Here is a 13,084-nt window from a genome sequence, read left to right as displayed (position 1 = left end):
AAGCGATGGCCAGGTGTTATGGGGCTTTGCGGTAGGGGATTTTAGCAATGAAGAAACTTTGAACTTTATTCAGTAATAAAAGTTCCAGTGACTTGTAAAATACTTCGACACAGCGCAGTGTATCTTTCAACAGGGACGACGGTAGTTGCGGACGATGCGATAACAGGAGGTTTCATGAACCCGTACAGCGAGAAAGGTGGCCTGAGCCAGGCCTGTTCAGGTGGGTTGCAGGTTGCGGCCGCTGGCGGGGGCTTTCTGGCTGTCGTTGAACTGCGCGCCAATCGTTTGCCTCGCCCGGGACAGTCTGCTCATCACGGTACCGATAGGCACCCCCAGGATTTCGGCGGCTTCCTTGTAGCTGAAGCGCTCCACCGCTACCAGCAGCATGACTTCGCGCTGGCCGTCGGGCAGGCCGTTGACCGCCGTGAGGATCTGCTGGTGCATCAGGTCGGTTTCCGGGGTAACGGCGGCAGGGTCGGTCACGCTTTCGATGACGCTGTCGTTCCATTCCGAGCGCGAGCGGCTGCGCACGTTGCGCGAGCGCACTTCGTTGATCCAGGTGGTGTGCACGATGGCGAACATCCAGCTCAGTGGCGAGGTGTCCGGCTGCAACTGGTGGGCGCGCTCCAGGGCCCGCACGCAGGCGAGCTGTACCAGGTCCTCGGCGTCGTGCCGGTCGCCCGAGATGCGCAGCGCGAAAGCCCATAGGCGCGGCAGCATGTCAGGGAGCAGTGCGGGGAGGTCGGCACCGGTGATCGACATAGTTCCTCGTTCTTGTACTGAAATGGACTGTGAAGTCATTTTTTCCATGCGGCTGTCGAAGCCCCGGCTGGCGGGTTCCTTCGCATTTCTTGGACTTTGCTGTCACCGAGCCGATACACTGCGCGGATTGTGCCACCACCTACGATAAAAACCTATCCGGGAGTGTGCCATTATCGATTTATACTGTGCATTGTGTCGCCTTTGGTGACTTGTCAGTCCCAGATAAAGCTGTTGTAGCGCACTAATTGATATTAATATGATGGCGACTGTTATATCCTAACACTCGCATCTCGGCCCACAAGGCTGCGAACAGGCTGTCCCGCAAGTTGAAGCACCATGAACAATGGAGACCCGGAATTGACCACGACCGTCGCGGATGATGCGCTGCTGATCGCCTATGTAGAGGGCGAGCTGTCGCCGCAACAGTGCGAGGAAATTGAGCAGCTCATGAACGCTTCGCCAGAATTGGCCGAGCGCGTGGCGCTGTTGATGTCGTCTGCGTTGCCATATTCCGAGGCGTTTGCCCGCCAGTCGATTCCACCGGTGCCGCAAAGCCTGGTGCGCAGTGTCGATGCGTTGCTGGCCCAGCATGGTGTGAGTAGCGCGGCGCCTGCAAGCGCGCCGTCGCAGCCGCCTGAGAGCCTGTTGACCCGGTTGTTCGGCCGCCCGAAATTCGGTTGGCTGGCGGTGGCGTTCAGCACCGGTGCCATTTGTTGTGGGTTGGTCCTGCAGGGCGGTTTTCTGGGCGGCGCAGCGAACACCGACAGCGCGCTGCAGCAAGCGCCGGTCGTGGCCCAGGTGCAGGCCTCGCCTTGGGTGACGCAAGCGGCCAACTACCAGCGGCTGTATAGCCGTGACACGATCAACCACGTCACCCTGCAGGTCGATGACATACGCAAGACCCTCGCTGACATCCGCGAGATCGACGGCATGGAGTTGCGTGTGCCCGACCTTAGCGCCCAGGGGCTGAGTTTCAAGCGCGTGCAGCGCTTGCGTTTCAACAACAAGGCCCTGATCCAGCTGGTGTACCTGCCGGAGCATGGTGAGCCAGTGGCGCTTTGCGTGATGAAGGAACCAAAGCCCGACCAATCCATCGCCGAGCTGGATGTCGCGGGTATGGATGTCGTGGTGTGGCGTCAGTCCCAACTGGGCTACGCGCTGATCGGCGCCCCTAAGGATGTCGATCTCAAGGCCGTGGCGCGGACGGTCGCAGAGCGTAGTTCCGGTCAGCTGTACACGGCCAAAGCGTCAGCGCTGTCGCCGTTTTTGCTCTCCGACATAGCCAGTGACCAGGTGCGGCCGCTCGCGCCCTGACCCTGGACTTGCGAATGCTTCGAATGCGCCTGCACCGTGCCCTCCCGGCCACGACCTTGAGCCTTTTCAAGGGCTTGGTCTGCGCGACAGTCGTCGCGGGTGCTTGCTGGGCGTCGCCCCCTGCGCTCACCTCCCATGCAGGCGCTTCGCGAATGGTCGACGCCTTCGAGGGCGCTGCTGGCCGTCAATACGCGGGTTTTCGCCGCAATCATGCCAAGGGTATCTGTATTACCGGGCGTTTCTACAGCAATGGCAACGGCACCGTGCTTTCCCGCGCGGCGTTTTTGCGTGCGGGGCGTTTCGATGTGCTCGGGCGTTTCTCGGTATCGGGAGGTAACCCGTCGGTCAACGATAACCAGGTATCGATGCGCAGCCTGGCCTTGGCGTTGGACAAGGGCGACGAGCACTGGCGGATGGCGATGAACTCCATCCCGGTCTTCCCGGTACGCACCCCCGAGGCCCTTTTGGCGCAGCTCAAGGCCTCGCTTCCGGGGCAGGGTGATCGTGCCGAGCGGCTGCACCAGTTTCGCCTCGAGCATCCCGAAGTGCAGGCCTTCGAGGACTGGTCGGTAGCGCACCCTCCCTCTTCAGGTTTCGACAACGCGCAATACTTCAGTGTCAGCAGCTTCCGCTTCATGGACGAGGACGGGCACCAGCGCTACGTACGCTGGCGCTTGCAGCCGCAGGCGGCATATGCACCGGTAAGCGCCGAGCAGCGTGCGCAGAACGACCCGGACGGGCTGTTCCATGCCTTGGTTTCGCAGCTGGCCGCAGGCCCCATGCGCTGGAACCTGATACTGACCGTGGCGCTGCCGGGCGATGCGGTAAACGATGCCACGCAGCAGTGGATCCAGCCTGGCCACCAGGAGATCGATGCCGGCGTGCTGGTGATCGACAAGCAGCAATCGCAGATCGACGGACCTTGTCGTGATGTCGACTTCAACCCGCTGATGCTTCCGACCGGCATTACTCCTTCGGACGACCCCTTGCTCAAGGCGCGTAGCGCGGCTTACGGAGAGTCCTACGTGCGTCGCTTGTGGGAGCAGAGCGCGCAGTAGGGACGTGAGTCAGGTCGACGACGCCGGGCAAAAAATAATTTCGCACCTGCCGGAATAAACCCCCCGCCCTATTTGTTATCCCCTCAGAACAAGCATTCCGATGGGGTACACCAATGCACCTTGCCGATCGCCTCGCCGACCTGGCCGAGCCGCTGAGCGCGACGTCGCCTTGCGGCGACAGCCTGGAGTACGACGCCGACTACCTGGCCCTCGAAGAAGAGGCCCTGGGCAGGCCGGAGGTCGAGTACGGCAATACCCTCAGCGAAGCCGTGGCGCCGGACTGGAAGCGCGTGCATGCCCAGGCCTTGGCCCTGGCCAGTCGCAGCCGCGACCTGCGCCTGGCCGTGCTGCTGACCCGCGCCGAGCTGAACCTGCGAGGTGTGCTGGGTTTTGCCGAGGGCCTTGCTCTGGTCGAAGCGCTGCTGACGAACCACTGGGAACACCTGCACCCGCAACTCGACCCGGATGACGACAACGACCCGCAGTTGCGCGTAAACATCCTTGCCAGCCTCTGTGAATCCACTGGCCTGCTCCAGGAGCTGCGTGAGTCGCCACTGGTGGTGGTGGCCGCGTTGGGCCAGGTGAGCTTGCGTGATATCGAGCTGAACAATGGCGAAGCGAGCACTGCCGGCGAGCAGCACAAAACCAGCGCCGCGATGATCGAGGCGCTGTTCCGCCAAGCCGATCAGGCGCTGCTCGGCGCCACCCTGGCGGCGCTGGAACAGGCGCAGTTGGGTAGTCAACGCATCGAGGCACTGCTGACCGAACGCGTCGGCTATGCCAATGCCATCGACCTTGCCCCCCTGTCGTCAATGTTGCGCCGCGCCGCCGATGTACTGCGCCAGCGCCTACCGCAACCGGCAGGCAGCCCGGCGCTGCCTGCCTTGGCAATGAACGACCTGGCTCCCGTCGCCACGCTGCACGGCGAAATCACCAGTCGCGAGGACGTGCGCCAGGCCCTGGACCGGCTCTGCGCCTACTTCGCCACCCACGAGCCTGGCAGCCCGGTGCCGCTGCTGTTGCAGCGCGCACGCAAGTTGCTGGGGCTGAACTTCATCGAATTGCTGCAAGACCTGGCCCCTGACGGGCTGGCCCAGATGGCCCAGGTCAGTGGCATCCCCACCGACGAACGCTGATCTACAACCCCGCAGACAGGGCCGATCAATGCCCTGAACACCAGGAGAAGTCCCGTGGCAGAAAGCAGTCAGAAGTTCATCGCGCGCAACCGCGCACCGCGTGTACAGATCGAGTACGACGTGGAAGTCTACGGCGCTGAAAAAACCGTACAGTTGCCATTCGTCATGGGCGTGTTCTCCGACCTCTCCGGTACACCGGCAGAGCCCCTGCCGCCCGTGGCCGAGCGCAAGTTCCTCGAAGTCGATGTCGACAACTTCGACGAGCGCCTGAAGTCCATGAAGCCGCGGGTGGCCTTCCAGGTGCCCAATACGTTGACGGGCGAGGGCAACCTGCCGGTGGAGATCACCTTCCAGAACATGGACGACTTCACCCCCGGCGCCGTGGCGCGCAACGTGCCCTCCCTGGCTGCCTTGCTTACCGCGCGCAACCAGCTTTCCAACCTGCTGACCTACATGGACGGCAAGGTCGGCGCCGAGGAACTGCTGGCCCGCGTGCTGCAGGACCCCGCGCTGCTGCAGGCGCTGGGCAGTGCACCCAAGCCGGCCGACAGCCCCACCGACTGATCGACCCGAACCCCGAACGACCCGTACTCCGGCTGGGCCTTCACGGCACCGGCAGGTAGACCCTTTTGCCCAGAAAACGAGGGATGCTGCACATGTCCACCACCCAAGCGCACGAGGCAACGGCGCAGCCGCAGGCCCAGCAAGTCGACCTCGGTGACTTCGCCAGCCTCTTGAACAAAGAGTTCAAACCCAAGACCGACAAGGCCCGCGACGCTGTCGAAAGCGCCGTGCGCACCCTGGCCGAGCAAGCCTTGCAGGACACCCAGGTGATCTCCGGCGACGTGCTCGGCACCATCGAGGGCATGATCGCCGAGCTCGACCGCAAGCTGTCCGAGCAGGTCAACCATATCCTCCACCACGAAGCCTTCCAGTCGGTGGAGAGTGCATGGCGCGGCCTGCACTACCTGGTCAGCAATACCGAGTCGGACGAGTCGCTGAAGATCCGCGTGATGAACATCTCCAAGCAGGAGGTGCACAAGACCTTGCGCAAGTTCAAGGGCGTGGCCTGGGACCAGAGCCCGCTGTTCAAGAAGCTCTACGAAGAAGAGTATGGCCAGTTCGGTGGCGAGCCCTACGGCGCCTTCGTGGCCGACTACTACTTCAACAACAGCGCGCCAGACGTCGAGCTGCTGAGCCAGATGGCCAAGGTCAGCGCCGCCGCGCACTGCCCGCTGATCACCGCCGCCGACCCCAGCGTGATGCTGATGGAGTCGTGGCAGGAACTGGCCAATCCGCGTGACCTGACCAAGATCTTCCAGACCCCGGAGCACGCCGCCTGGCGCAGCTTCCGGGCTTCCGAGGACTCGCGTTACGTAGGCCTGGCCATGCCGCGTTTCCTGGCCCGCGCGCCCTATGGCGCCAAGACCAACCCGGTGGAGAACTTCGATTTCGAGGAAACCGTCCACAACACCGGGACCCGGGACTTCACCTGGGCCAACGCCGCCTACGCCATGGCGGTGAACATCAATCGCTCGTTCAAGCACTACGGCTGGTGCTCGCAAATTCGTGGCATCGAGTCTGGCGGTGCGGTCGAAGACCTGCCCGTGTATACCTTCCCGACCGATGATGGCGGCGTCGACATGACCTGCCCGACCGAGATCGCCATCAGCGACCGACGCGAGGCGGAACTGGCCAAGAACGGCTTCATGCCGCTGGTGCACAAGAAGAACAGCAACTTGGCCGCGTTCATCGGCGCGCAGTCGATGCACAAGCCCGCCGAATACGACGACCCGGACGCCACCGCCAACGCCAACCTGGCCGCGCGCCTGCCGTACCTGTTCGCCACCTGCCGCTTCGCCCATTACCTGAAATGCATCGTGCGCGACAAGATCGGCTCGTTCAAGGAACGCGACGACATGGAGGTGTGGCTGAACAACTGGATCGGTCGCTATGTCGAGCAGAACCCGGCCACCGCCACCGACCTGGACAAGGCCCGCAAGCCACTGGCCGGTGCCGAAGTGGTGGTGGAGGAGGTCGAGGGCAACCCCGGCTACTACCACTCCAAGTTCTACCTGCGTCCGCACTACCAGCTCGAAGGGCTGACGGTGTCGCTGCGCCTGGTTTCCAAACTGCCGTCGACCAAGGCCTGACGGTCAGTTCTTCGCAACCCAACCCATCCCCCCTGAATTAGGTAAAGACCATGATCCTGCTGAACTTCAAAGGTAAGAAAATCAAAGGCGCTTCGATCATCGACGAGCACAAGGAGTGGATCAACGTCGAGTCCTTGCGCATGGGTTTGGGTCGTGCCGTCACCATGAGTGGTGGTGGTACCGTCCGTAAGCCTAGCAACCCGTCGTTTTCGGAGTTCTCCCTGAACAGGTCGACCGACCTTTCCTCTGCCGACCTGTTCATGGAAGCGGCAGGTGGCATGAGCCTTGGCACCGCAGAGCTGCATTTCCTGCAGACCGTCGGTAGCGAGGAGAAACCGCAGGTATACCTCACGATCGAACTCGACGAAGCGATCATCAGTTCCTACTCGATCAACAGCAGCGGCGAGTGCCCGAGTGAAACCATCTCGATCAACTTCACCAAGATCAGCTACAAGTTCGACGCCTTCGATGGCAAGACGGTCAGCACCGGCACGCCGAAGATCTGGGACCTGAAGCTCAACAAGAAGGCCTGATGCCAGACTGTCGCCGTGGAGTATCGCCGATGACCGCCAGTGCTTTTTCCAGGGTGGCCCGACATGGCTGAGCTGACCAGCCGTGAGCGCTTGCAGCCCTCGTTGCTCGATCGCCTGAGCGACGATGCCCGCACGCAGTTGCACGAGCCGCGCGAGCAGCGGGTGTTGTCGATGCGCGCTTTGCGCAAGGCGGTGCTGCGCGACCTTGGCTGGTTGCTCAACAGCTGTGCCCTAGGGTGTACGCAAGACTTGACCGCGTACCCCCTGGCTGCGCGCTCGGTGCTCAACTTCGGCTTGCCGGACCTGTCCGGCAAGACCGCCAGCAGCCTCGATCCGCAGGCCTTGTGCCGGCTGATCCAGCAAGCCATCGAGCAGTTCGAGCCGCGCATCCTGGCGGGCAGCGTGCGGGTCACTCCGTTGGTGCCGCACAGCTCGCAGGCCAGCCACAACCAGGTGGCCTTCGAGATCCACGGCGAACTCTGGGGCCAGCCGTTGCCCGAGCGCCTGTACCTGAAGACCGAACTGGACCTTGAAGCGGGCAGCGTCAAGCTCTACCCCCTCGACGCTGGAGGTGTGCGATGAACACGCGACTGCTGCGCTACTACGAACGTGAACTGCAACACCTGCGTGAAGTGGGCGGCGAGTTCGCCCGCGACTTTCCCAAGGTCGCCGGACGCCTGGGCCTGGAAAGCCAGGCCTGCGCCGACCCTTATGTCGAGCGCCTGCTAGAGGGCTTCAGTTTTCTTGCAGCCCGGGTGCAACTGAAGCTCGACGCGGAGTTTCCGCGCTTTACCAACCATTTGCTGGAGCTGGTCTACCCCCATTACCTGGCGCCCACGCCGGCGATGACCGTAGTGCAGCTACAGCCAGACCTGGACGAGGGCAGCCTTGCCCAGGGTTTTACCGTGCCACGCGGCACGGCACTGCACAGCCTGCTGGGCAAGGGCGAACAGACTGCCTGCGAATTTCGTACTGCCCACGACGTCACCCTGTGGCCGGTGGTACTCAGCGAGGCGAACTACTTCGCCTGCTCCGGCCAGGTCGCTGGGGTCGACCTGGCCCGCCTGGGGCCGGTCAAGGCCGCCTTGCGCCTGCGCTTGAAAGTGGGCGCGGGGCTGACCTTCGACAGCCTCGGCATGGACAGCCTGATGTTGCACCTGCGGGGCGCTGAAGGGCTGGCCGGGCAATTGTTGGAGCAACTGTTGGGCCAGGCTGCAGGCATCATGCTGCAGCCGGTGCAGGCCGATGAGCGCTGGCATGCCTGGGTCGACAAGTCGGCCATTCGCGCGCAAGGCTTCGATGACCAGCAGGCGCTGCTGCCGGTCGGCCCACGCACCTTCCAGGGCTACCGGCTGTTGCAGGAATACTTCGCTTTGCCGCAACGCTTCCAGTTCGTCGAGCTGGCCGAGTTGGGCGCCGCGTTGCAGCGTTGCAGCACCACCGAGGTCGATGTGACGGTGCTGTTCAACACCTTCGCCCCCACCTTGGAGGGGCGTGTGAGTGCCGAGCATTTCGCCCTGCACTGCACACCGGCGATCAACCTGTTTCCCAAGCGTGCCGACCGGGTGCACCTGTCGGACCAGCAGGTGGATTTCCACGTGGTGCCCGACCGCACCCGGCCCATGGATTTCGAGATCTACCAGGTCACCGGCGTTACCGGGTACGGCAGCGGCAGCGATGCCCAGCAGCGCTTCGACTCGTTCTACCACGCCAATGACCTGCACACGCCCGAGCAGGGCGCCTGGTACCAGGTGCGGCGTGACCAGCGGGTGCTGTCCGAAGCGCAGCGCCGCCAAGGGCCGCGTTCGAGCTACGTGGGCAGCGAGCTGTTCCTGACCCTGGTGGACATCCACGAAACCCCCTACCGCAGCGACCTGCGTCAATTGGGTATCGACACCCTGTGCACCAACCGCGACCTGGTGTTGAGCATGCCGGTGGGCCTGGGCAAGAGCGACTTCACTGTTGAGTCTGGCGCGCCGGTGCAGGCGGTGCGTTGCGTGGCCGGGCCCACGGCGCCGCGGGCGTCGTTCGCCGAAGGGGAAACTGCCTGGCGGCTGGTCAGCCACTTGTCGCTCAACTACCTGTCGCTGCTCGACCAAGGCCAGGAGCAGGGGGCCACGGCACTGCGCGAGCTGCTGCGGCTGTACTGTGGCATCCACGATGGCCCGGCGCACAAACAGGTCGAAGGCCTGTGCTCGGTCAGCGCGCGCTCGATCGTGCGGCGCTTGCCGATCCCCGGCCCCATCACCCATGGCCGTGGTTTGCAGGTGTGTGTGACGGTTGACGAAAGCGCGTTCGAGGGCGCCAGCCTGTTCGTCTTCGGCGCGGTGCTGGAGCAGTTCTTCGCCAAGTACGTGGCCCTCAACAGCTTCACCGAAACCCAGCTGCACAGCACCACACGCGGCCTGATCATGCAGTGGCCGACGAGGGTAGGGCGATGCGAGATCCTCTAGTGCTGTTGCAGCGCCTGGCGCAGCAGCCCGCAGCGTTCGACTTCCACGCCGCGCTGCGCCAGCTCGAGTGCGCCTTCGCCGACCGGCCACGGATCGGCCAGGCCAGCCGCGTGGCTGACGAGCCCCTGCGCTTCGGCCAACAACCGTCGCTGGCGTTCGAGCCGGCAATGCTGGCCGGCCTGCAACCCGGCGACGGCGCCCAGGCCCCGCGACTGTTGCTGAATTTCTTCGGCGCCCTGGGCGCCAATGGGCCGTTGCCGTTGCACCTGACCGAATACGTGCGCGAACGCCAACGCAACCTCGACGACCCGACGCTGGCGCGCTTCCTGGACATTTTCCACCACCGCCTGATCAGCCTGTTCTACCGCGCCTGGGCCAATGCCCAGCCGGCGGTGAGCCTGGATCGTCCAGGCGCGGACCGTTTTTCCGACTACGTCGCTTCGTTGATTGGCCTGGGCATGCCTTCGCTGCAAGGGCGCGATGCCGTGCCGCAACGGGCCAAGCAGTACTACGCCGGACGCCTGGCGCCGCAGGTGCGCAATGCGGCAGGCCTGGCAGCGTTGCTCAGCGATGACCTGTGCATGCCGGTGCGTGTGCAGCAGTTCGTCGGCCACTGGATGGCGCTGCCTGCCGATGGCCTGTGCGCCTTGCGCAGCGGCCCGCGGGCTGAGCGCCTGGGCCAGGGCACGGTGCTCGGGCGCAAGGTATGGAATGCCCAGGGCAAGTTCCGCCTGCTGGTCGGCCCGCTGGACATGGCCCAGGTGCGCCGCCTGCTGCCAGGCCAGCCTGGCCTGCGTCGGCTGACCGATTGGGTGCGCCAGTACGCAGGCCTGGCCCTGGATTGGGACATCAACCTGATCGTCGCCAAGCAACAGGTGCCTGGCACGCGCCTGGGCCAGGGCACCCAGCTCGGCTGGAGCAGCTGGCTGAGCAGCGCAGCGCCCTTTGATGACGACCACCAGCTGCTCATCAATCCACGCCTAACCCCTTCCGTTTCCCCTTCACCGCAAGGATCAGATCATGGCTGAGATCAGTCGAGTAGCCCTGTTCGGAAAGCTCAACGGCCTGTGCTACCGGGCCATCGAAAGCAGCACGGTGTTTTGCAAGCTGCGCGGCAACCCCTACGTGGAACTGGTGCACTGGCTGCACCAACTGTTGCAGCTCGACGACAGCGACCTGTCGCGCATCCTGCGCCACTACGAGCTCGACCCGGCGCGCCTGGCCCGTGACCTGACCGCCGCACTGGACCGCCTGCCCCGTGGTTCGACCTCGATCAGCGACCTGTCCTCGCAACTGGAGGAGGGCGTGGAGCGGGCCTGGGTGCAGGCCACCTTGCTGTTCGGCGAGGCGCAGGTGCGCTCCGGCCACCTGCTGTTCGGCCTGCTCAAGGACCGCACGCTGCGCAATACCCTGCTGGCGATCTCCAGCGAGTTCGCCAAGGTCAAGGTCGATGACTTGGCCGAGCGCTTCGCTACATTGCTGGCCGATTCGCCCGAGGCGCACCAGCCGGCCACCGACGGCTTCCAGCTGGCACCGGGCGAGTCCAGCGGCGCATTGGCGCCCGCTGCGGCCAGCGGCCAAGCGTTGGGGCAGTTCACCGTCGACCTCACGGCCCAGGCCCGCGAAGGCACGCTGGACCCGATCGTCGGGCGCGACGACGAGATTCGCCAGGTCATCGACATTCTTATGCGTCGGCGGCAGAACAACCCGATCCTGGTGGGCGAGGCCGGGGTCGGCAAGACCGCCGTGGTCGAGGGCCTGGCCCAGCGCATCGTGCGTGGCGACGTGCCGCCGATGTTGCGTGAGGTGTGCCTGCGGGTGCTCGACGTTGGCCTGTTGCAGGCCGGGGCCAGCATGAAGGGCGAATTCGAGCAGCGCTTGCGTGCGGTGATCGACGAGGTGCAGGCCAGCCCCGTGCCGGTGGTGCTGTTCATCGATGAAACCCACACCCTGGTCGGCGCCGGTGGCGCGGCAGGTACGGGTGATGCTGCCAACCTGCTCAAGCCGGCGTTGGCCCGCGGCACGTTGCGCACCATTGGCGCGACCACCTTCGCCGAATACAAAAAGCACATCGAGAAAGACCCGGCACTGACCCGGCGCTTCCAGACCGTGCAGGTCGATGAGCCCGATGAAGCCCGCGCCCTGCTGATGCTGCGCGGCATCGCCCAGGGTATGGCCGGGCATCACCAGGTGCAGATTCTCGATGCGGCGCTGGAGGCGGCGGTGCGCCTGTCGCACCGCTACATTCCGGCGCGCCAGTTGCCGGACAAGGCCATCAGCCTGCTGGACACCGCCTGCGCGCGGGTCGCCATCAGCCTGCATGCCACCCCCGCTAGCGTGGACGACTGCCGCCGACGCATCGAAGCGCTGCAGACCGAGCAGGCGATCATCGCCAGGGAACGCGCCTTGGGCGTGGACACCGAGGCCCGTGAAGCTGCCCTGGATGTGCAGTTGGGTAATGAGCATGAGCGCCTGGCTGAGCTTGAGGCGCGCTGGGAAGGCGAGCAGGGCCAGGTGACGACGATTCTCGCGCTGCGTGCGGAGTTGAGCGAGGGCGGCGCAGCAGGCGATGCCTTGCAGGAGCTACGCCTTCGTCAGCAGGCGTTGGCCGAGGCCCAGGGCGAGTCGCCGCTGATCCTGCTGACTGTCGATGAGCAAGCGGTGGCGTCTGTCGTTCAGGACTGGACCGGTATTCCGGTGGGCCGCATGGTGCGCAACGAAATCGACAATGTGCTGAACCTGGCCGACACCCTGTCGCAACGCATCATCGGCCAGCCCCACGCGTTGGAGGCGATCGCCCGGCGCATCCAGACCGCCCGCGCCGGCCTTGACAACCCCGGCAAGCCGGTAGGGGTGTTCCTGCTCGCCGGCACCTCTGGCGTGGGCAAGACCGAGACCGCGCTGGCGCTGGCCGAAACCCTGTATGGCGGCGAGCACAACCTGGTCACCATCAACATGAGCGAGTACCAGGAGGCGCATACCGTCTCCAGCCTCAAGGGCGCGCCACCCGGCTACGTTGGCTACGGCGAGGGCGGCGTACTGACCGAGGCCGTAAGGCGCAAACCCTACAGCGTAGTGCTGCTGGACGAGATCGAGAAAGCCCACCCGGACGTTCACGAGCTGTTCTTCCAGGTCTTCGACAAAGGCTGGATGGAGGACGGCGAGGGCAGGGTGATCGACTTCAGGAACACTTTGATCCTGCTCACCACCAACGTCGGCACCGAGACCCTGGAGCGCCTGTGCCCGCGCGGCGGCACGCTCCCCGACCCGGACACGCTCGGCAAGGCACTGCGCGCGCCGTTGTTGCAGGTGTTCCCGCCAGCCCTGCTGGGGCGGGTGGTCGTGGTGCCGTATTACCCGCTGAGCGATGCCATGCTTGCGCGCATCATCGAGCTGCAACTGGGCCGCATCGAGCAGCGCCTGCGCGAGCGCCACGGTGTGCCGTTCAGCTACGACGACCAGGCGCTGGAGCTGATCGCCAGCCGTTGCACCGAATTCCAGAGCGGCGGGCGGATGATCGACGCGATCCTCACCCAGACGGTGTTGCCGAGCATCAGCCGAACCATTCTCGAGCGGATGATGCAGGGTCAGCCGATTACCGGCGTGCACCTTGGCGCGGCGCGGGGTGCTTTCACCTACACCTTCGCGGCCAGCGAGCCGTTGCAAGCGTGATGG

At 64.5% G+C, this 13,084-nt stretch carries 11 protein-coding genes; 10 read left to right on the top strand and 1 reads right to left on the bottom strand.

The features are described 5' to 3' along the window. Positions 1-216: 216 nt before the first annotated feature. Positions 217-762 (bottom strand): RNA polymerase sigma factor, encoded by a 546-nt coding sequence (locus ACQKPE_RS03600; RefSeq protein WP_427663397.1) that lies wholly within the window; start codon positions 760-762, stop codon positions 217-219. 357 nt (positions 763-1,119) lie between these two features. Between ACQKPE_RS03600 and ACQKPE_RS03595 the strand changes: the two genes are divergently transcribed. From ACQKPE_RS03595 to tssH, 10 genes are all read left to right on the top strand, one after another. Continuing rightward, a complete protein-coding gene (locus tag ACQKPE_RS03595; protein WP_427663396.1) occupies positions 1,120-2,076 on the top strand; it encodes an anti-sigma factor family protein in 957 nt (318 codons plus the stop codon). A 152-nt stretch (positions 2,077-2,228) separates the two neighbouring features. Continuing rightward, positions 2,229-3,134, top strand: a complete 906-nt coding sequence (locus ACQKPE_RS03590; protein WP_427663395.1) for a catalase family peroxidase — start codon at positions 2,229-2,231, stop codon at positions 3,132-3,134. Positions 3,135-3,247: 113 nt separating this feature from the next. Further along, positions 3,248-4,270 carry a type VI secretion system protein TssA gene (gene tssA / locus ACQKPE_RS03585; RefSeq protein ID WP_427663394.1) on the top strand — a complete coding sequence of 341 codons (1,023 nt, stop codon included), beginning with the start codon at positions 3,248-3,250 and terminating at the stop codon, positions 4,268-4,270. Positions 4,271-4,324: 54 nt separating this feature from the next. Beyond that, positions 4,325-4,834, top strand: a complete 510-nt coding sequence (tssB, locus tag ACQKPE_RS03580; protein ID WP_427663393.1) for a type VI secretion system contractile sheath small subunit — start codon at positions 4,325-4,327, stop codon at positions 4,832-4,834. Positions 4,835-4,926: 92 nt separating this feature from the next. Continuing rightward, positions 4,927-6,423: a type VI secretion system contractile sheath large subunit gene (tssC, locus tag ACQKPE_RS03575; RefSeq protein WP_427663392.1), complete on the top strand. Its 1,497-nt coding sequence runs from the start codon at positions 4,927-4,929 to the stop codon at positions 6,421-6,423. A gap of 50 nt (positions 6,424-6,473) precedes the next feature. Further along, positions 6,474-6,956 carry a type VI secretion system tube protein Hcp gene (locus tag ACQKPE_RS03570; protein WP_427663391.1) on the top strand — a complete coding sequence of 161 codons (483 nt, stop codon included), beginning with the start codon at positions 6,474-6,476 and terminating at the stop codon, positions 6,954-6,956. Between the two features lie 63 nt (positions 6,957-7,019). Continuing rightward, entirely contained in the window at positions 7,020-7,538 is a 519-nt protein-coding gene (gene tssE / locus ACQKPE_RS03565) for a type VI secretion system baseplate subunit TssE (RefSeq protein ID WP_427663390.1), read from the top strand. Next, a complete protein-coding gene (gene tssF / locus ACQKPE_RS03560) occupies positions 7,535-9,409 on the top strand; it encodes a type VI secretion system baseplate subunit TssF (RefSeq protein WP_427663389.1) in 1,875 nt (624 codons plus the stop codon). The genes tssE and tssF overlap by 4 nt, the downstream gene beginning before the upstream one ends. Then, positions 9,394-10,437: a type VI secretion system baseplate subunit TssG gene (tssG, locus tag ACQKPE_RS03555; protein WP_427663388.1), complete on the top strand. Its 1,044-nt coding sequence runs from the start codon at positions 9,394-9,396 to the stop codon at positions 10,435-10,437. Before tssF ends, tssG begins: the two co-directional genes overlap by 16 nt. Continuing rightward, positions 10,430-13,081 (top strand): type VI secretion system ATPase TssH, encoded by a 2,652-nt coding sequence (gene tssH / locus ACQKPE_RS03550; RefSeq protein WP_427663387.1) that lies wholly within the window; start codon positions 10,430-10,432, stop codon positions 13,079-13,081. The genes tssG and tssH overlap by 8 nt, the downstream gene beginning before the upstream one ends. The last annotated feature ends 3 nt before the right edge of the window (positions 13,082-13,084 follow it).

This window comes from Pseudomonas sp. NPDC089554 (genome assembly GCF_050280645.1).
Classification (GTDB): domain Bacteria; phylum Pseudomonadota; class Gammaproteobacteria; order Pseudomonadales; family Pseudomonadaceae; genus Aquipseudomonas.
Note: the sequence above shows the minus strand (reverse complement) of the source record. Positions and strands in the feature narration are given on the sequence as shown.

Excerpts from the sequence above, each read along its gene's own strand:
- ACQKPE_RS03600 (WP_427663397.1), bottom strand. The coding sequence starts at position 762 with ATGTCGATCACCGGTGCCGACCTCCCCGCACTGCTCCCTGACATGCTG.
- ACQKPE_RS03590 (WP_427663395.1), top strand. The coding sequence starts at position 2,229 with ATGGTCGACGCCTTCGAGGGCGCTGCTGGCCGTCAATACGCGGGTTTT.
- tssA (WP_427663394.1), top strand. The coding sequence starts at position 3,248 with ATGCACCTTGCCGATCGCCTCGCCGACCTGGCCGAGCCGCTGAGCGCG.
- tssC (WP_427663392.1), top strand. The coding sequence starts at position 4,927 with ATGTCCACCACCCAAGCGCACGAGGCAACGGCGCAGCCGCAGGCCCAG.
- ACQKPE_RS03570 (WP_427663391.1), top strand. The coding sequence starts at position 6,474 with ATGATCCTGCTGAACTTCAAAGGTAAGAAAATCAAAGGCGCTTCGATC.
- tssE (WP_427663390.1), top strand. The coding sequence starts at position 7,020 with ATGGCTGAGCTGACCAGCCGTGAGCGCTTGCAGCCCTCGTTGCTCGAT.
- tssF (WP_427663389.1), top strand. The coding sequence starts at position 7,535 with ATGAACACGCGACTGCTGCGCTACTACGAACGTGAACTGCAACACCTG.
- tssG (WP_427663388.1), top strand. The coding sequence starts at position 9,394 with ATGCGAGATCCTCTAGTGCTGTTGCAGCGCCTGGCGCAGCAGCCCGCA.
- tssH (WP_427663387.1), top strand. The coding sequence starts at position 10,430 with ATGGCTGAGATCAGTCGAGTAGCCCTGTTCGGAAAGCTCAACGGCCTG.